Source organism: Chryseobacterium luteum, from assembly GCF_000737785.1.
Classification (GTDB): domain Bacteria; phylum Bacteroidota; class Bacteroidia; order Flavobacteriales; family Weeksellaceae; genus Chryseobacterium; species Chryseobacterium luteum.
In genome coordinates this window covers 290,423-308,765 of sequence record NZ_JPRO01000003.1, presented here as the reverse complement: position 1 = coordinate 308,765, position 18,343 = coordinate 290,423, and the positions used below count along the sequence as shown (strand labels likewise).

Annotated in this window: 17 protein-coding genes; all 17 read right to left on the bottom strand. The window is 36.2% G+C overall.

All coding sequences use genetic code 11. The features are described from left to right. Positions 1–17: 17 nt before the first annotated feature. The 17 genes from IX38_RS06630 to IX38_RS06555 all read right to left on the bottom strand — a co-directional run bounded on the left by IX38_RS06630 (position 18) and on the right by IX38_RS06555 (position 18,243). Positions 18–647 carry a transposase gene (locus IX38_RS06630; protein ID WP_034703064.1) on the bottom strand — a complete coding sequence of 210 codons (630 nt, stop codon included), beginning with the start codon at positions 645–647 and terminating at the stop codon, positions 18–20. A 155-nt stretch (positions 648–802) separates the two neighbouring features. Continuing rightward, the gene (locus tag IX38_RS23550) at positions 803–964 is read right to left on the bottom strand and encodes a bacteriocin-like protein (protein ID WP_449384742.1); all 162 of its coding nucleotides are present in this window, start codon (positions 962–964) and stop codon (positions 803–805) included. Positions 965–1,167: 203 nt separating this feature from the next. After that, entirely contained in the window at positions 1,168–3,663 is a 2,496-nt protein-coding gene (gene paaZ, locus IX38_RS06625) for a phenylacetic acid degradation bifunctional protein PaaZ (protein ID WP_034703062.1), read from the bottom strand. A gap of 79 nt (positions 3,664–3,742) precedes the next feature. Next, entirely contained in the window at positions 3,743–4,573 is an 831-nt protein-coding gene (locus IX38_RS06620) for an alpha/beta hydrolase (RefSeq protein ID WP_034703061.1), read from the bottom strand. Between the two features lie 81 nt (positions 4,574–4,654). Then, the gene (locus tag IX38_RS06615) at positions 4,655–5,233 is read right to left on the bottom strand and encodes a transposase (protein ID WP_034703059.1); all 579 of its coding nucleotides are present in this window, start codon (positions 5,231–5,233) and stop codon (positions 4,655–4,657) included. Positions 5,234–5,317: 84 nt separating this feature from the next. Then, the gene (locus IX38_RS06610; protein WP_034703057.1) at positions 5,318–5,911 is read right to left on the bottom strand and encodes an acyltransferase; all 594 of its coding nucleotides are present in this window, start codon (positions 5,909–5,911) and stop codon (positions 5,318–5,320) included. A 129-nt stretch (positions 5,912–6,040) separates the two neighbouring features. Further along, on the bottom strand, positions 6,041–7,246 hold the full coding sequence (gene pcaF, locus IX38_RS06605; protein WP_034703055.1) for a 3-oxoadipyl-CoA thiolase: 1,206 nt from the start codon (positions 7,244–7,246) through the stop codon (positions 6,041–6,043). An 86-nt stretch (positions 7,247–7,332) separates the two neighbouring features. Next, entirely contained in the window at positions 7,333–7,746 is a 414-nt protein-coding gene (locus IX38_RS06600; protein ID WP_034703053.1) for a PaaI family thioesterase, read from the bottom strand. Positions 7,747–7,807: 61 nt separating this feature from the next. Beyond that, the gene (locus IX38_RS06595) at positions 7,808–8,941 is read right to left on the bottom strand and encodes a 3-hydroxyacyl-CoA dehydrogenase NAD-binding domain-containing protein (RefSeq protein ID WP_034703052.1); all 1,134 of its coding nucleotides are present in this window, start codon (positions 8,939–8,941) and stop codon (positions 7,808–7,810) included. Positions 8,942–9,021: 80 nt separating this feature from the next. Continuing rightward, complete coding sequence (locus tag IX38_RS06590; RefSeq protein WP_034703050.1) at positions 9,022–9,822, bottom strand: enoyl-CoA hydratase/isomerase family protein; 801 nt, start codon at positions 9,820–9,822, stop codon at positions 9,022–9,024. A 241-nt stretch (positions 9,823–10,063) separates the two neighbouring features. Next, on the bottom strand, positions 10,064–10,528 hold the full coding sequence (gene paaD / locus IX38_RS06585; RefSeq protein ID WP_034703049.1) for a 1,2-phenylacetyl-CoA epoxidase subunit PaaD: 465 nt from the start codon (positions 10,526–10,528) through the stop codon (positions 10,064–10,066). A gap of 187 nt (positions 10,529–10,715) precedes the next feature. Beyond that, positions 10,716–11,465, bottom strand: coding sequence for a 1,2-phenylacetyl-CoA epoxidase subunit PaaC (gene paaC, locus IX38_RS06580; protein ID WP_034703048.1), 750 nt, complete (start codon positions 11,463–11,465; stop codon positions 10,716–10,718). Between the two features lie 70 nt (positions 11,466–11,535). Next, positions 11,536–11,817, bottom strand: a complete 282-nt coding sequence (gene paaB, locus IX38_RS06575; protein WP_034703047.1) for a 1,2-phenylacetyl-CoA epoxidase subunit PaaB — start codon at positions 11,815–11,817, stop codon at positions 11,536–11,538. Between the two features lie 26 nt (positions 11,818–11,843). After that, positions 11,844–14,786 carry a T9SS type A sorting domain-containing protein gene (locus IX38_RS06570; protein WP_034703046.1) on the bottom strand — a complete coding sequence of 981 codons (2,943 nt, stop codon included), beginning with the start codon at positions 14,784–14,786 and terminating at the stop codon, positions 11,844–11,846. 29 nt (positions 14,787–14,815) lie between these two features. Further along, a complete protein-coding gene (paaA, locus tag IX38_RS06565; protein ID WP_034703044.1) occupies positions 14,816–15,745 on the bottom strand; it encodes a 1,2-phenylacetyl-CoA epoxidase subunit PaaA in 930 nt (309 codons plus the stop codon). Positions 15,746–15,841: 96 nt separating this feature from the next. Further along, positions 15,842–16,927: a 2Fe-2S iron-sulfur cluster-binding protein gene (locus tag IX38_RS06560; protein WP_034703042.1), complete on the bottom strand. Its 1,086-nt coding sequence runs from the start codon at positions 16,925–16,927 to the stop codon at positions 15,842–15,844. After that, positions 16,927–18,243 (bottom strand): phenylacetate--CoA ligase family protein, encoded by a 1,317-nt coding sequence (locus IX38_RS06555; protein WP_034703041.1) that lies wholly within the window; start codon positions 18,241–18,243, stop codon positions 16,927–16,929. Before IX38_RS06555 ends, IX38_RS06560 begins: the two co-directional genes overlap by 1 nt. Between the last annotated feature and the right edge of the window lie 100 nt (positions 18,244–18,343).

The window sequence follows — 18,343 nt, the reverse complement described above, 5'->3', positions numbered from 1 at the left end:
ACTGTAAAAGTAATAAACTAAAACTCATAATCAAGATCAACCGCTTTTTTATGTGACCTTATAAAGTTTTCTCTATTATCAAATAATTCAATGGCATTATCCCTTTTCAATAAAGTTTTCGAATTACTTAAAATGGATTGATAAGAGGAAAAATTATATTTTGAATACTCGCACATCGTAAAATGATTTTGCGGATTCAGATGAATATAAATCATTGCATTAATTAAATATTTATCCGAAGTAATCAATTTTCTTTTAAATGGAGATTCAATAAGTGCACCATGCCTTTTATTTTCTTTATTAAAAGCCTGGGAATAAGAATTGAAGACTCGGGAAAATTGTTTTGAGAAGATATTCTGCGGAGAATGAACTCCTGTTTTGGCAGCCTTAATAGCCTTGTCAAGGTTTTGAACCTTGACAAGGCTACCCAATTCAAAATCAGATTTAATCTTAACTAAAAGATGAAAATGATTAGGCATAAGACAATAGGCATATACATCACAAACGGGAAGAAGAAATTCAGATATTTTATTAAGGAAGAACAAATAATTCCGATCTGATTTAAAAATATTTTCTCCGTTAATTCCACGGTTATAAATATGATAAAAGCGATCTGCTTCAATTGGAGTAGTTCTAATATCTGTCATCGTATTTTGTGTTTGTATGTTGACCTTAGAAGATTAAAAATTTCTTTTCTTTTAATAATCCTTGTGATTAAAAAATCCCTTTCAGTAAAAACCAAAAGGGATTATAAATTTATATTTTATTTAAGATTAGCCAATCAAAAAATCAGCCTTTTATGTTAAGAATTAGCACATATATAACATGCTCTTGCAATATCCGGCCATCTTCCGGGGAGACAACAACTTCCCGGAGGGCAAGAATTAGGCAAACAGCCCCAGTTTGGACCGGCACCTTTAACAGATCTCAATTCATTTCTTGAAAGTTTTTTTAAATTTTTCATAGCAATTAGTTTTTAATGTTTTTTTCCTACTCTATATGCTTTTCAGATTTCGCCTATTAAAGTTACTGATTTTAATGTAAACTTTTTATATAACTATTCAATTTTTCAGACCATTAGACTTTAACTGGGCCTTATAAGCTTTTCTCAACCATTAAAAAAAGTAGCAGTTTATTGTTAAACTGCTACTTTTTATATTAATTAGATTAAATCAATCCAAACTGTTCAAAGTGGTGGGTAAAATGTTTTTTGTGCATCAGCTCCCACATTTCTTTATTCAGTTTTCCGAACACAAAATTCATGTGTTCTGCCTGTGGATTTTCTCTGTAATATACTGTAAATCTCTGCAAGTTATCCAGGAAGGACTGTTTTGCAGCTTCAAGGTTTTTATGTTTCAATTCCAATAAAGTTTCATCTTCGGCAAGGAAAGGAGCCGGGAAATCTTTCGGCATTTTTCTGTGATTGTAAAGGGAATCCTGCCATTTTTCCAGTTGCTCTTCCGGTGTGAAACATGTATCGGCTTCAGGCTCTCCCAAGCTTACCAGAACTCCGTGTTCAAGATGTTCGATCATCTGCTGAGGTGACATTTTACCCCAGTTTGGATGGGTACTTTCCGTTAGTCCGCCCAATATCTTCTGAACATTTTTCACATTCAGATCAATGAAAGGAGAATGTTTTGCCACCAGTGTTAAAATAGTTGCCACACAAACGATCTCATCTCTTTGATTTACAACTTCAACCAGCCATTTTACAACACCTGAAGGAATATTTCTTCCTTTTACTCCACGGTTGATCTTTTCTTTTGCTGTTAAATAAACTGTAATGGTATCTCCGGCGTAAACAGGTTTAAAGAATGAGCAGTTTTCCAATCCATAGTTGGCGATAACAGGTCCTTTTTTCCCGGAAACGAACAGTCCTGCCGCTGCTGAAAGGATAAAATACCCGTGGGCTACTGTTTTATCGAAAATAGTTCCCGTTAAACTTGTAGCATCAGTGTGCGCATAGAAGTGATCCCATGAAACGTTGGAGAAATTCACGATATCTGCATCAGTAACTGTTCTTCCTGCTGTTTCCAATGAATCTCCTATTTCCACTTCTTCGAAATATTTCTGGAACGGATGCTTGTCTGAGAATTTTTTCTCTGCACCCTGCTGATATACTTTGGTAATGGCTTTCAATACGTCCGGAGAGCCCTGGATCGCTGTTTTCTGAAGGAAGAAATGAAGACCGTTCAGTCCGCCCATTTCCTCGCCTCCACCTGCTCTTCCCGGACCGCCGTGCATTAAGGTAGGAAGCGGTGAACCGTGACCTGTACTTTCTTTGGCATTATCTCTGTTGAGCACAAAAATTCTTCCGTGCTGGGAAGCCATTTTCCATGAAGTTTCTGCGATAAAGGTTTCATCATGGGAAATGATAGATCCTACTAAACTTCCTTTTCCTCTTTTTGCCAAAGCTGCCGCTTCTTCTGCGTCTTTGTAAGGCATTAATGTGGAAACGGGTCCGAAAGCTTCTACATCGTGAGAGATATTTTTCTCGAAAGGTTTATCATTTAAGAACAGTTTCGGACTCATAAATGCTCCGTTATCATAATCTGCATCTACAAGTTCGTGTTTTCCATCGTAAACCAGTTCTGTTTCTGATTTTAAGATATTCACTTTTCTTACAACCTCATCGTATTGCTGTTTTCCTACAAGTGATCCCATTCTGGTTTCTCTGCTCAACGGGTTTCCGATTTTGGTTTGGTCTAAAGCTTTAGACAAAGCATTCTGAACATCTCCGATAAGGTACTCAGGAACAATGATTCTTCTGATTGCCGTACATTTTTGACCTGCTTTTGTGGTCATTTCAGTACGTACTTCTTTGATGAAGAGATCAAATTCCGGAGTTCCGGGTTTTGCATCCAGACCCAAAATTGAACAGTTCAGGGAATCTGCTTCCATATTGAAACGTACCGCATTTCCAGCGATGGAAGGCATTGATTTCAGCTTTCTCCCTGTGTGTGCAGAACCTGTGAATAAAACGGAATCTCCATCCTGAACATAATCCAGGATATTTCCCGGCTCACCGCAAACCAACTGAAGCGCTCCTTCAGGAAGAACACCGCTTTCGATCATGTCCTGAAAAACTGCGTTCGTAAGGTAAGAGCCGTAAGGGGATGGTTTTACAATGGAAGGAACACCCGCCAACAGTGAAGTGGACAGTTTCTCCAACATTCCCCAAACCGGAAAGTTATAGGCATTGATTTGTATAGAAACTCCTTCACTTGGTGTCAGAATGTGGGTTCCGAGAAAAGTTCCGTTGGCAGAGATTTTCTGAGTTTCGCCATCCACCCAGAACGGGGTATTCGGAAGCATTCTTTTTGCCAATCCGGAATAGGTGAAGAAGGTACCGAAACCTCCTTCTATATCTACCCAGGAATCTGCGTGGGTAGCTCCGGTCTTATATGATAATTCGTAATATTTTTTCTTTCTTTCCAAAAGATAAAGAGCGACTTTTTTCAGCATCTCTCCTCTGTCATAAAACGTCATGGAAGAAAGGTTTTTGTAGCCTACTGTTCTTCCGTAGTCAAGAGCCTGCTCAAAATTAAGCCCCTCCGTATCTGAAACAGCGACCTGCTCACCTGTAACGGCATTGTATAAAGGCATTCCGTTGCCGGTACCTTCTACCCATTCTCCGTGGATATAGTTTTTTAACTTTTCCATATAGTATTTTAATTAGCAATGTATCAGTTTAAAGGTGTATCATAATTGTTACACTGATGCATTTTTAGATTGTTATATTTTAATTTTTCGGCTCCTGGTATGGAAATAATTTAACCAAACCTTCATACAGGCTTCTGTGAAGGATCGTTGCGTGATTGTCTGTTTCCATCATTTTATATTCTACCGTCCAGTTTTTCTTATTTGATTTTTTAAGAGTATCATATAAATCTTCTGCATCTTTTATCATCACCGGATGCTCACCTTTTCCAACAGAAATGTAAATAAATTTCTTCGTATCCGGAACTTTAGACAATAACTGATTGGCCTGCTTTAAAAGACTTTCATCATCCCACCACAAACTCGGGCTGATGATAAAATAGTTATTGAACATTTCAGGTTTTTTCAACAAAATTTCTGTTGCCAAAAGTCCGCCAAGAGATTGACCGAACACGTAGGTATCAGTAGTTTTAAACTGGTTTTCGATATAGGGTTTTAATTCTTTTTCAAGGAAATTGATAAACTTATCAGAGTGCCCGGTAGTGGGATAATCTTTTTGTAAATCTTTTAAATCGGTATGAAACGTGAAATCTTTTTTTCTATCAATATTGGCAATTCCCACCACAATGGTTTCCGGCATTGCATACATTTGATTAAAGAATTGCACCAATCCTGTAACATGAATAAAATCTTCATTTATGCTTCCATCCAAAAGATAGATAACCGGATATGATTTTGTTTTATCAAAATTGTGTGGAAGATAAATATTTAAGGTTCTGTCTTCATTTAAAATCTTAGATTTTATAGTTCTGATTTCTCCGATAGTCAGGGGTTTTACATTTCCGTTTTGTGCTACAACCACACTTTGAAATGCAAACAGGATACTGTAGAAAATGAGAATTTTTTTAAACATATTTTGTTTCTTTTTTAACTGTTCTTTCAAAACCTCATAGGTTTTAGAAACCTATGAGGTTTAAGCCAGGTACCTTTATTTTTATTCGATTCTTAAGAAATCATATTCAACATTTGATTGATGGTATTCTATAAAATCATTTACTGTATCAAAATATTGCATCATTTCTTTTCTTTCTATTTTACTTTCTTTAGCCAAATTGATGTAGGAATGATAGGATGAATATTTCCAATTATTAATATCTTCCACAAATCCATGACTGACAGGATTATTGTGAATATAATGCAATAACTTAATCAGGTACTTTTCTTCACCAACTCTTTTACGTTTTAAATAATCAAGAAAAAGAGAGCCTCTTCTATCGTATCTTTTATTATAAGCTTTTGCATAACTATTTAATAAATTACTAAACTGCTTCATTAAATATTTATGTTCATTCTCTCCTGGAATTTGATTTAAATCTTTAAATTTTACCAATAAATGAAAATGATTCGGCATTAAACAATACGCATATATTTCAGCTACTGGAATAATATATTTTAAAAGCTTTTCTAAAAAATATTTATAATTTTCATTTTCCCTAAAAATTAAATCTTTTCCATTGGCATGAGTGTAAATATGATACGTATATCCACATTCAAAATTTTCTGAATTTGACATTTATCTTTTTTCTTCATTTGTGTGTGTGTGTTTAATGCTTAAACCTCATAGGTTTTGAAAACCTATGAGGTTTAGTCAGGCTAATTATTTCACATCATCCCAAATGCTGTAATCAACAACTTTTGTAGGAATCTGTTGAACATATTCTGTAAATGGTTCACAAGGAAGAATAGCATCTTTTCCTTCTCTTGCCAATTCCTGGTAAAGTTTTGTTCCTTCTGTTTTCCATTTAATCATTTCATCAGAAACATCCCGGATTATTTTTGCCGGACTTCCTACAATCAGTTTTCTCGCATCGCATCTGAAGTTTGCCGGAACGAAAGCTAAAGCTCCGATGATACATTCGTCTCCAATAACGGCTTTGTCCATTACAACAGCATTCATTCCAACCAAACAGTTTCTTCCAATGTGTCCTGAATGGATGATTGCTCCGTGACCAATGTGTGCTGATTCTTCCAAAATAGTTTCGATACCCGGAAAAACGTGCAGCGTACAGTTTTCCTGAACATTCGCACCGTCTTTGATGATGATTTTTCCCCAGTCCCCGCGGATGACGGCATTGGGTCCTATATATACTTCTTCACCGATCTCTACATTCCCGATGATCACCGCCTGCGGATGAATATAGGCAGAGGGCTTGATAATGGGACGGATACCGTGGTATGAGTAGATATTCATAAAATTTTTATTAAAAATTTAATTTAACAATGTATCAATTTAACAGTTTACCAATAAATGTATCAACAGACTCAGCATGGCAGCAACATTACATTGATACATTTTTATATTGTTACATTATTGAAAACGTTACACTTTTTCAATAACCATTGCATAGCCCTGTCCGACACCGATACAAAGGGTACACAATGCATATTTTTTATCTTGTTTCTGAAGTTCCATTGCGGCAGAACCTACAATTCTTGCTCCTGAAACACCCAGTGGATGGCCAATTGCTATAGCTCCTCCGTTTGGATTCACTCTTGAATCATCATCCTTTAAGCCTAAGCTTCTGGTGACTGCCAAAGCCTGTGCTGCAAATGCTTCATTCAGTTCGATGATATCGATATCATCCAAGGAAAGATTCAATCTTTTTAATAGCTTCTGTGTAGCTTCTACAGGTCCGATCCCCATGATTCTGGGCTCTACTCCGGCTACGGCAGATCCTAATATTTTAGCTTTTGGCTTTAAGCCATATTTTTTAACGGCTTCTTCACTTGCCAGGATAAGAGCTGCTGCTCCGTCATTCATCCCTGAAGCATTTCCTGCCGTAACGGTTCCTTCTTTTCTGAAAGCGGGACGAAGTTTTCCTAATCCTTCCATAGAAGATGCCGGTTTGATAAATTCGTCTTTATCAAAAATTTTAGGTTCTCCTTTTTTCTGAGGAATTTCAACGTTTACAATTTCTTCCGCCAGTCTTCCGTTTTCCTGAGCTTTTGTTGCTTTCTGCTGTGACCAAAGTGCAAATTTATCCTGATCTTCTCTGCTGATATTATGCATATCTGCCAAGTTTTCAGCGGTATCACCCATTCCGTCCACACCATACATCTCTTTCATTTTCGGATTTACAAATCTCCATCCGAAAGTCGTATCAAACATCTGGCTGTCTCTTCCGAAAGCTGCACTTGGTTTTGACATTACGTAAGGCGAACGTGTCATGTGCTCTACTCCGCCTGCTATATAAATTTCACCTTCTCCTGCTGCAATGGAACGGAAAGCATTGGCCACCGCAGACATTCCTGAAGCACAAAGCCTGTTAACCGTTTCGCCTCCTATTTTATATGGAAGTCCAGCTAATAAAAGAGCCATTCTTGCTACGTTACGGTTATCTTCTCCCGCCTGGTTGGCGCATCCGAAAATAACGTCCTCAATTTCTTCTACGGGAACTTCAGGGTTTCTTGCAATAACTTCTTTAATAACTATTGCTGCCAAATCATCGGCTCTTACTTCTGATAGTCCGCCCTGTAATTTTGAAATTGGGGTTCTGATATAATCTATGATATATACGTTGTTCATAATTTTTGCTTTAGGCAGCTATAGGCAGTAGGCTTTACCAGCTTCGAAAAAAGCTTACTGCCTATTGCTTAAAGCTTACTGCTTATTTATAATTCAATTACTTTTTTTCCAATTTTGTAAACTGTTCCGACGAATTTTGCAATCAGATCATTGTTTTGATTAGTGATCTTGATATCGTAGACGGCTGTTTTTCTGGTATCGTTCACCAGAATACTTTCTGCTCTGAAAACATCACCTTCTCTTCCGGCTTTGGTAAAATTGATGATACAGTTCAGGGCAACAGCTGCATCTCCGGTATTGTTGGACGAAAATGCCAGCGCAGAGTCTGCAAAAGCGAACGTAACACCTCCGTGAACTGTTTTGAGCCCATTGATCATCTCTTTCTTGATGGGCATTTCTATTAAACAATAGTTTTCTTTGACTTCGATCATTTTGATATTCATCCATTGGGAGAAATAATCCTGACCGAACATATAATCTGCAACTTGTCTCGGCGTCATAATTTTCTAATTAACAGCATAACAGTGTATTCATTATGTTACACTGTCACATTTTATATTGTTACATTTTTCTGAGTAAAGGGCTCTGTCTGTATCTTTCTTCCTGATATTCTCCGTAAAGGTTTTGCAGGGTTTCGGAGATTTTTGAATAACCGATTTCTTTTCCCCAGGCCAGTAATCCTTTTGGGTAATTGACTCCTTTCTGCATGGCCAGCTCGATGTCTTCATCGTTGGCAATACCTAATCTTTTTGCCTCTACCGCTTCATTGATCAGCATTGAAATAATTCTTAGAAATATTTGTTGATACAGTGCATCATCTTTCCGGGCAAGCGGTTTTTCTGCCCCTTCAGTGTAATCATAGAAACCTTTTCCGGTTTTTCTGCCGTGAAGTTTGGCTTCGAACATTCTTTGCTGAAGGAGAGACGGTTTGTATTTCGGATCGTAGAAGTAATCTTTGTAAACAGTGGTAGTTACGGCAAAATTAATATCCACTCCAATTAAATCCATTAATTCAAAAGGTCCCATTTTGAAGTTTCCTATCGTTTTCATGGCTTCGTCTACCTGTTCGGGCGTTGCCAGGTTTTCTTCAACAATTCTTAATCCTTCACCATAGTAAGGACGGGCAATTCTGTTGACGATAAATCCGGGAATATCCTTAGCAAGCACAGGAGTTTTGCCCCAGTCTTTCATAAGACTACAGACTTTTTCCGGTAATGATTTTTCTGTTAATAAAGATGGAATGACCTCAACCAAAGGCATCAAGGGAGCCGGATTGAAAAAGTGAATTCCGATGAAGCGTTCCGTTTTTTTTAATTCTGCCCCGAGAGAGGTGATAGAAATAGATGAGGTGTTGGAACCTATAATACAGTTTTCCGAAACATAGGTTTCAAGCTCTGTAAAAACTTTGGTTTTTATGTCTTTGTTTTCGATGATGGCTTCGATGATTAATTCGCAATCTTTGAAGTCCTTCAGTTCTGTGGCAATGGAAATATTGGCTAAAATTTCAACCATTTTTTCTGCCGGAATTTTCTGTTTATCCACCAGTTTGGTCAATGTTTTTTCCAAACCTACGGTTGCCATTTCAACCTGTTTCGGATTTGCATCATATACCAGAACTCTGCATCCGTTGGTTGCTGCTACTTGTGCGATGCCTATTCCCATAGTTCCGGCACCGATAATTCCTACGTTTTTCATTATTTATAGATGTTAGAAGTCAGAAGTTAGAAGCTAGATTTTTTATTTACTAACCTCTAATTTCTAAATTCTATAATTTTTTATTTTCCTTTATAATCAGGTTTTCTTTTTTGTAAAAAGGCACTTACTCCTTCTTTAAAATCTTCTGTTTCGGCTGCTTTCTGTTGTAGGTCACCTTCCAATTCAAGCTGCTCTTTTAGTGTATTGCTGTACGATTGGGCGAATGCTTTTTTGGTTAGTTTAATAGCAGCAGTAGGCATATTTGACATTTTCTCAAGGATTTCCATTGATTTTGGAGCAAATTCTTCTTCGGTGAAGACTTCAGCCACCAAACCGTAAGATTTAGATTCTTCGGCTGATAATCTTTTGCCGGTAAATGCTAAATAATTGGCTAACTGTCTTCCTAATAATTTAGGCAAGAAATATGTTCCACCAGTATCAGGAATCAGTCCGATATTTGAAAATGCCTGAGCAAAATAAGATTTATCCACTGCCAAAACAAAATCACAGATCAATGCCAGCATCGCGCCTGCTCCTACTGCAGGACCGTTTACCAATGCCACAACAGGTTTTTTACAATGCGTGATCTCTGTAACCAGAGGATTGTAGTAATCCACTACAATTTTTCTGATGATATCGTTATCATGATGCTCGTTGCCCTGCACGAAAGCATCATCCAGATTCTGGCCGGAGCAGAAAGCTCTTCCTCTTCCTGAAATCGCCACACATCTTACTGTATCATCGTCGCTACATTCTTTAATAAAATCCTTAAGATCTGATAAAGATGGTTTTGTAAGCGCGTTCATTGTTTCCGGCTGATTGAGGTAAGCAATTTTCAGTTTTCCGTCAAAATGCGTTTCAATATCAAGTTGTGTATACATGGTTTTAAATTTAAAAATTAAATGATTAAAGATTTGAAAAATTACACTGCTCTAATTTAACAATATAAAATAATCTAACAATGTGTCAGTTTAACAATGTAACAATTATTCCGACATTGGAGAGCTGCCAGATTGATTCATTCGTATGTTAATTAAAAAAAATCCAGCAATGTATCAGTTTAATAGTATAACCATTATTTCGGCATTAGTAAACTGTTACACTGACACATTGTTACATTAATTAATGGCATTTAAAATAATCAAAAGGTTCCAGGCAGTCCAGACACTGGTAAGAAGCCTTACAGAGTGTAGATCCGAATCTGCTGATCTGTTTTGAATGCATGGAACCACAGCGCGGACATTTTTTCGGTTTCCCAATGTGATGTTCGTCGGCTCCTTTTTCGGGAGGTGAGATTCCGTACACACGAAGTTTTTCCCTCGCTTCATCCGTCAACCAATCTGTTGTCCAAATTGGAAACATTTTGGTAACTATTTTCGCATCCCAACCGTTTTCTTTCATGATTTTCATGATGTCTTCCTCAATGGTAAACATAGCGGGACAGGCAGAATAAGTCGGCGTAATCGTTATTTCACAAGAATTCTCGCTGGTAACTTTTGCTTCTCTTACAATGCCTAATTCCACGATATTGATTACCGGAATTTCCGGATCGGGAACTAATTCTAATATTTCTAAAGGATTTTTCAATCTTTTTTAATCTGATTTTTTTAACGCAAAGTGTGCAAAGTTTTTTTGACTACTAAATGTTTTTAAGTTCGCAAAGGCGTTTCACTTAGCAAAGTCAACAAAAAGGTAGTTTTTAGCTCAAAATGTTACAGATCCATTTTCGCTGTAAGTAATGAACGTTATTTTTAAACCTAACAGGTTTGTGTTCCTACCAAGTACAACCTGGATACGCTCTCTGCATATATTGCAATTCACAAAGCATAAATCCGAAATATTCTGTATGATAACCCGTTCTGGATTTTGGTTGCATGAAAGGATTTGCAGGATATTCTAAACCGAAGTCCTGAAAATCTTTTTGTGTAATAGAAAGGAAATCTTCATACAGTGCGTCAACATTTGGAGCGATATTTAAAGCAATCAAATCATCTTCTCCTTCCACTTTTGCGAATAATCCTTTTGAATATTCCCAGATATTTTCAATTGCTCTTTCTAAGCGGGTCTTACTTTCTTCTGTTCCCTGTCCGAAAATTTTCATCCAGGAAGAAGCATGAGTATAATGATACCTTACTTCTTTCAAAGATTTTTGGGCAAGAGCAGAAAGTTCTTCATCTGCTGAATTTGATAATGCTTCGTACATCAATTTCTGATACACGGAAAAGATGTATACTTTAAGAATCGTCTGTGCGTAATCTTCATTCGGAAGTTCAACCCAATGTGCGTTTACGTATTCGTGCTCGTATCTTAAAAATGCTAAATCATCTTCACTTTTGCCATTATCAGCTACTCTTGAAGCGTAAACATAAAAGTTGTTTGCCTGTCCAAGTTCGTCCAATGCGATGTTCGTTAATGCAATATCTTCCTCCAAATAAGGACCTTCACCACACCATGCAGACAATCTTTGCCCCATAATGAAGCTGTCGTCCGCAAATTTTAATAAATAATTATATAATGGATTCATTTTTATAGAATTTAGAAATTAGAGGTTAGAAATTAGACTAAATTCTAGAATCTAACTTCTAACTTCTTTATTACATATTTTTTACATCGTTAGGAATATCGTAGAACGTCGGGTGACGGTACAATTTGTCATCAGCCGGATCAAAGAAAGCTTCTTTATCAATTCCTTCTGAAGTCACAATATATTTACTTGGTACAACCCAAACGGAAGTTCCTTCTTTTCTTCTTGTATAAACGTCTCTTGCGTTCTGCAAAGCCATTTCTGCTGTTGGTGCCTGTACTATTCCAACGTGTTTGTGAGATAATCCCGGTTTAGTCTGAATAAACACTTCCCACATATCTAATTGACTCATACTAATATTAATTAAGATTTATTAATCTATTTTTTTATAATCTTTTTTGTTACCACTGTATTTCCTGTTTTTATAACCATAATGTAAATTCCCTTAATTAAATTTTTTATATCTAATTGTACATTATAATTATTAAATGAATTGCCCATCAACCTTTTTCCAGATAAATCATAAACTTCTACATCATTTATTTTAACCTTTTCTTTACTTTGAATATTGATAATATCTGCAGTAGGATTTGGAAACACCACAAAGCCTGAATCTTTAATAGGATTTTGAACAACATCTTCACTTCCTAAATTTTGAGCATTTATATCAACAATATATACTTCACCACCTGATTCTTTTAATATATCCGTATTATAAAAGTTTGCTAAATAAAATAATTTGTCATCTGTCGAAGCTAATTTATAGATTGATTCATCATTCCCAATCAAATGTCCATTTGCATACAAATTAAATGGGTGAGTACCCGAAACTGTTCCGTTAGATGTCCATATTTTATAATTTTGGTATTGATTGTTTAAGAAAAACAAATTATTATTAACACAATTAAAATCTTTAAAATTATGATTCCCATTATCAAGTGCAACCGGCTGATTTACTCCATCCGTTACATATAATTTCCCTTGTAAAATATAGAGTTTATTTCCGCAAATATTAAACTTAATATCTGCCGCACAACAACTCGCAATTGAATTAGAAAAGATACCTGTACCTGTTATTGTTCCATCGGTAGAATATAACTTATAGGCATCTGAAGGGTATGTTCCAGTATAATTGAATGCATAGAAATATAATTTATTGTTATAAACTATAGTTTCTCCTATTATGCCCCCGCTAGACTGTGAAGATTGTGCTAATGTAGCTATCTGTGTTATGCTATTCGGAGAAATACCATCTGATACTAAGATATTCTGAAAGTGATTAAATTGGGAATTAACATCCTCTATTACGATGACAAATTTATTTCCTAATGTATTAATTATTCTTGGGATAATATTATTTCCTTGTGAGTTATAAAAAGTTTTAAAAATTTGTGTTCCTCCTGTTGTTCCATCTGTCATCCAAATTGAATAGACATTATTAGTATCATATCCTGTAAAATAAACTTTACCATTTAGTGTAGAAGATTTATACCCGTTTCCACCAACAATTTGAACATTATGTATTTTATAAGTTCCAGATTGGGTTCCGTCAGTCCTCCAAAGTCTGCTTGCACCGGTAGTATTATTCGCACCATCATCTGCGCCAAAAAGAACATTATTTCCGTCTAACGTCGTAAAGTATGGGTCTTCATTTAACGAACCTTGATTAAACGGTGACAAATCTTTGATCAGATAAGTTCCTGCTTCAGTACCATCAGTTACACAAGGTTCGTATCCGGTTCCAACAGTACATCTAAAAAATGCTCGATTACCGTTTTTAAAGAAATAATTATTATCACCTGTAAAAACTGTAGAAGATTCTCCAATATTCAGGTCCTTCAATAATTTTGTATTTAAGGTGGTTCCATCTGATATAAACAATTCCATTCCTTCATTAAAACTATTTCCAAAATAGATTAAATTATTATTTAAGGAAATACTTGCATTAATGTCAGATGACATCTTGTGATGGACATCATCTAAAATTGTTGATGAATTTGTAGAAAAATTATACTTAAATAATTCTATACCGTTTTTCTTATTTTTTCCATTTAAAATAATGGTGTCATTATATTCTAAGACATTTAAGCCGTATCCAGTGTAATTTGAAATTAAAGTAATATCTGAAATATGTTTTGTTCCACTAATAGTTCCATCAGATATATAATGGTCATTATTATTATTTTTGAAAATAAGATAATTATTTCCAGAAGAATTTCCAATAATAGTGGCATCAGACAATACTGGTATAGCTGAAGATAAGCTAACTGTGGTTGATGCTGTTCCTCCTGAAATCCAGTTTGACGTGTTAAATGAAGAATCAGTTGCTTCAAAATATAATTTATTATTAAATACTCTTAAAGGCTCACTATAAGTACTGATTGATGAATAAGGCGGAGTAGTAAATAATGGATTAGTGTTTGCAACAGTTCCATCACTAGACAATAGTTGAAATCCTGACGGAGTATTTATACAAAAAATTATTTTATTCTGTAAAATTACCGGATCAAAGTAATTAATATTAGTAAAATTCTTCACCAATTGTGTTTGGCTGCCATCATATTTCCAAAGTCCTTTCAGGTTTGAATTCTGCTGCCCCATAAAATATATATTATTATTGTAAACAATTGGTTTTAAGCTTATCCCACTAGTAGAACCTATATAAAAATCAAAAACTTGTACAGTTCCGTTTTCAGTACCATTACTTTTCCATAATTCCATCCCTGTAATACCATCATTAGCAAGAAAATATATTTCATTATTAAAAACAAATGGATACTTTACACTTGAATCACCAGTTGAATTAATTTTTTTAACTATTTTAGTACCAGCTTCTGTTCCATCCGTTACCCAGAGATCACTTGAGTTATTTACATTACTTGTAAAAAACATCTTGTTACCTAAGATTATCGGATTAGAAATATTGGTATCATAATTGGGATTAATAATTTTTAAAAGATAGGTTCCGTTCTCAGTACCATCACTTCTCCACAATTGTTGGTAATAATTACCAATTGAGCTTGAGGTTGCAGTAAAAAGTAATGTCCCATTTAATTCTTTAAAAAATGAACTGCTACTAATTGATCCATAATTGGTATTTATATCTTTTACCAAGCGAGGCCTACTGGCTAAATCATCTTTAATATATAATTCTCTGTTATTATAAACACTTGCTGAGAAATAAATTTTATCACCAATCTTAGTCAAATGATCCGGTTCACTATCACCACCAAAATTAGTTTCAAGCAAAGTAGAATTTATATTCTGAGCAAAAAGTAGTGAATTAAAAAAAATAATAATTAAATATAAAGTTTTTTTCATCTTATTATCAATTGTTTAAAAATATCAATTTATTTAAATTCATTGTTAGCAAAAGCTGCTGCCGCTTCTTTTACCCAAGAATTTTCTCTTTGAGCTTTTCTCTTGGTTTCGATACGTTTTTTGTTGGCAGGACCATTTCCTTTTAGGATTTCCATGAATTCATCCCACGGAAGTTCTCCGAAATCGTAATGTTGTCTTTCTTCATTCCATTTCAAATCTTTATCCGGCATTGTTAATCCCAAGAATTCAGCCTGAGAAACCGTAACGTCGATAAATCTCTGACGAAGACTGTCGTTACTTTCTCTTTTTACTCTGTAATTCATAGAGATTTTAGAGTTTGGTGAACTGTCGTCATTTGGACCAAACATCATCAAAGCCGGCCACCAGAAACGATTTAATGAAGCCTGAGCCATTTCTTTCTGTTGTTTTGTACCACGACAAAGTGCCATCAGAATTTCGTAACCCTGTCTTTGGTGAAAAGATTCTTCTTTACAGATTTTCACCATTGCTCTTGAATAAGGACCATAAGAATTCCCCATCAACATTACCTGATTCATGATTGCTGCACCGTCAACCAACCAGCCGATCGCTCCGATATCTGCCCAGCTTAACGTCGGATAGTTGAAGATGCTTGAATATTTTGCTTTTCCTGAAAGCATATCATCATAAGTAGCATCCCTGTCAGCTCTGATCGTTCCGTTTCCTAGGGTTTCAGTGGCAGAATAAAGGTACAGACCGTGGCCTGCCTCATCCTGAACTTTAGCCAGAAGAGCCATTTTTCTTCTTAATGAAGGGGCTCTTGAAATCCAGTTGGCTTCCGGCAACATTCCGACAATCTCAGAATGCGCGTGCTGTGAAATCTGGCGAACCAATAGCTTTCTGTAATCATCAGGCATTACATCTTTTGGTTCTACTTTATTTTCATCGTGTACGTACTGTACAAATTTTTCTAAATCCATGATTAAAATTTTACAAATTTTAAAATGTAACAATATATCAATCTAACAGTCTAGCAATAATTGGTACATTGATATACTGGTAAATTGTTACATTAATTATACATCATAATTAAGCATCACCACATTCGTTGTCGGGTGACATTGACACGTCAGAACGTAACCTCTGGCTACTTCATCTTCGGTAAGCGCGAAATTCTTCTCCATGAAAACTTCTCCTTCCAAAACCTGCGCTTTACACGTACAACAAACTCCTCCTTTGCAAGCAAAAGGTACCGGAAGATTGTCTTTTAATGCTTTATCTAAGATACTCTCTTTTTTAGAATTAAGATGGAACGAATATTCATCATCATCAATAATGACCGTTACCATACTTTCCAAATTGGCAATTGCCTTGAATTCATCACTCATTTCCTCCGAATTTTCTTCGTCAGGAGCAGTGAAATATTCAAATAAAACCTGAATAGCAGGTACTTTTTTATCTTTCTTCAGATAATCAGCAATACCTTTGATCATATCTGCCGGCCCGCAAATGAAATAGGTGGCTTCTTTTATATCAATATCAGCATATCTTTCAAATAACTGCTCCAGTTTTTCGGCAGAAATCCTTCCTTCGAATACGGGATCTTCATGTTTTTCGCGGCTTACGAGGTAAATTACCTTCAGTCTTCCGTTGAAGTGCTCAACCAGTTTATCAATTTCAGCTCTTTTCATGACATGATTCATGCTTCTGTTGCTGTAGAAAAGATAAGCGCAGCTGTTCGGCTCCTGATAAAGGCTTTCCTTAATGTTTGACAGAACAGGGCTGATACCGCTTCCGGCTGCCAGACCTACATAGGTTTTCACATTGGCAGGATGATAGGAGGTATTGAAACCACCCATTGGAGGCATTACTTCCAGCATTTCGTCCATGTGAAGATGCTCATTGAAATAGCCTGACACCTTTCCGCCTTCCAAAAGCTTTACGAGTACTTCTAGCGTATTGTTTTTTTCGCTCGGAGCGTTGCAGATAGAATAAGAACGTCTTTCTTCATTCCCGTTGATCATCATACGGAAATTAAGATACTGCCCCTGTTTGAACCTGAATTTATCCTTCAGTTCCTCAGGAACTTCTACCGTTACGTTGACCGCATCAGGAGTATCTTTCTGAACCTTTACCGTTTTAAGTTTATAAAATGAATTCATTATTTTTTAAGTATTCTATTAATTTTTCCGCCTTCGCACTTCGGCAGGCTGTCCTGGGCATGAATTTTTACTTTCGTGGTAATCCCTACTCTCTTTTTTATTTCGTTTTCTATGTTTTTTCCAAAGCTGCCGACAAAATTAAAATAATCATCGGTATCAGCATCTACTTTGTGAGTTTTTACCCATTCATCATCAATTTCTACGTCAATATCCAATGCTACACACATCTGCTCTTTTTCAACCGGGGTAAGGTAATAGTTCGGCACCACTCCTTTTACATGGGAGAATGCTTCTTCGATCTGGCTTGGATACACGTTTACACCTCTTACGATCAGCATATCGTCTGCTCTTCCTTTGATAGGCCTCATTTTCACCATGGTCCTTCTGGCATTTTCATCATAGTAAAGGCTTGTGATATCATTGGTCCAATACCGTAAAAGAGGCATTGCTTTTTTCGTTAAAGTTGTAATAACCAGGACACCTTCTTCCCCGAACGGAACCGGCTGCTTGGTTACCGGTTCTAAAATTTCAGGATAAAAATGATCTTCCCAAATATATGAACCTCCTTTTTCTTCAAAATCCTCCATAGAAACTCCGGGTCCGATGATCTCGCTCAACCCGTAGATATTCGTTGCATGAAGTCCCAGTTTCTCTTCAATGTGGCTTCTGATAATTTCTGTCCATGGCTCTGAGCCTAAAACAGCATATTTCAGACTGATTTCCTCTGCAGAAATTCCTCTGTTGGCAAATTCATCAGCTATCGTAAGAGCATAAGACGGCGAGCAGCAGATCACTTCAGGCTTAAAATCTATAATCAGATCCACCTGCCTGGCTGTCATTCCCCCTGAAATAGGAAGAACGCTCATTCCTAATTTTTCTGCCCCGTAATGAAGTCCTAATCCTCCGGTAAAAATTCCATATCCGTAAGCATTGTGCAGCTGCATTCCCGGTCTTGCTCCTGCTGCATATAATGACCTGGCCACTACTTCACTGAAAAGATCAACGTCTTCTTTGGTGTAGCCCACCACCGTAGGTTTTCCCGTGGTTCCGCTTGAACAGTGGATTCTCTGCAGTTCGTTTTTCGGAACTGCTAAAAGCCCGAACGGATAATGGTCTCTCAGGTCCTGTTTGTAAGTGATCGGAAGCTTGGTGATATCTTCAATTGATCTTATATCCTGTGGAGATATCCCCGATTCATTAAATTTTCCTCTATAAAATTCTGATCTCTCACCAAGATAGCCCACCAAATCTGTCAGCCGGTCAGACTGCAGCTGTCTCAACTGGTCGAGCTTTATATATTCAACTGAAAAATCCATATTCACACTAACTAACATTTGTTAGGTGTAAATTTAAAAAGAATTTCAATCCTGACCAAATTTTTATGATTTTTGTCACATTTTGAATGATTCTAAATAA

Bases quoted from the DNA above. Each gene is read 5' to 3' on its own strand.
- IX38_RS06570 (WP_034703046.1), bottom strand. From the start codon at position 14,786: ATGAAAAAAACTTTATATTTAATTATTATTTTTTTTAATTCACTACTT.
- paaA (WP_034703044.1), bottom strand. From the start codon at position 15,745: ATGGATTTAGAAAAATTTGTACAGTACGTACACGATGAAAATAAAGTA.
- IX38_RS06590 (WP_034703050.1), bottom strand. From the start codon at position 9,822: ATGTATACACAACTTGATATTGAAACGCATTTTGACGGAAAACTGAAA.
- paaZ (WP_034703062.1), bottom strand. From the start codon at position 3,663: ATGGAAAAGTTAAAAAACTATATCCACGGAGAATGGGTAGAAGGTACC.
- IX38_RS06615 (WP_034703059.1), bottom strand. From the start codon at position 5,233: ATGTCAAATTCAGAAAATTTTGAATGTGGATATACGTATCATATTTAC.
- paaC (WP_034703048.1), bottom strand. From the start codon at position 11,465: ATGAATCCATTATATAATTATTTATTAAAATTTGCGGACGACAGCTTC.
- paaB (WP_034703047.1), bottom strand. From the start codon at position 11,817: ATGAGTCAATTAGATATGTGGGAAGTGTTTATTCAGACTAAACCGGGA.
- IX38_RS06600 (WP_034703053.1), bottom strand. From the start codon at position 7,746: ATGACGCCGAGACAAGTTGCAGATTATATGTTCGGTCAGGATTATTTC.
- pcaF (WP_034703055.1), bottom strand. From the start codon at position 7,246: ATGAACAACGTATATATCATAGATTATATCAGAACCCCAATTTCAAAA.
- IX38_RS23550 (WP_449384742.1), bottom strand. From the start codon at position 964: ATGAAAAATTTAAAAAAACTTTCAAGAAATGAATTGAGATCTGTTAAA.
- IX38_RS06595 (WP_034703052.1), bottom strand. From the start codon at position 8,941: ATGAAAAACGTAGGAATTATCGGTGCCGGAACTATGGGAATAGGCATC.
- IX38_RS06555 (WP_034703041.1), bottom strand. From the start codon at position 18,243: ATGGATTTTTCAGTTGAATATATAAAGCTCGACCAGTTGAGACAGCTG.
- IX38_RS06560 (WP_034703042.1), bottom strand. From the start codon at position 16,927: ATGAATTCATTTTATAAACTTAAAACGGTAAAGGTTCAGAAAGATACT.
- IX38_RS06610 (WP_034703057.1), bottom strand. From the start codon at position 5,911: ATGAATATCTACTCATACCACGGTATCCGTCCCATTATCAAGCCCTCT.
- IX38_RS06630 (WP_034703064.1), bottom strand. From the start codon at position 647: ATGACAGATATTAGAACTACTCCAATTGAAGCAGATCGCTTTTATCAT.
- IX38_RS06620 (WP_034703061.1), bottom strand. From the start codon at position 4,573: ATGTTTAAAAAAATTCTCATTTTCTACAGTATCCTGTTTGCATTTCAA.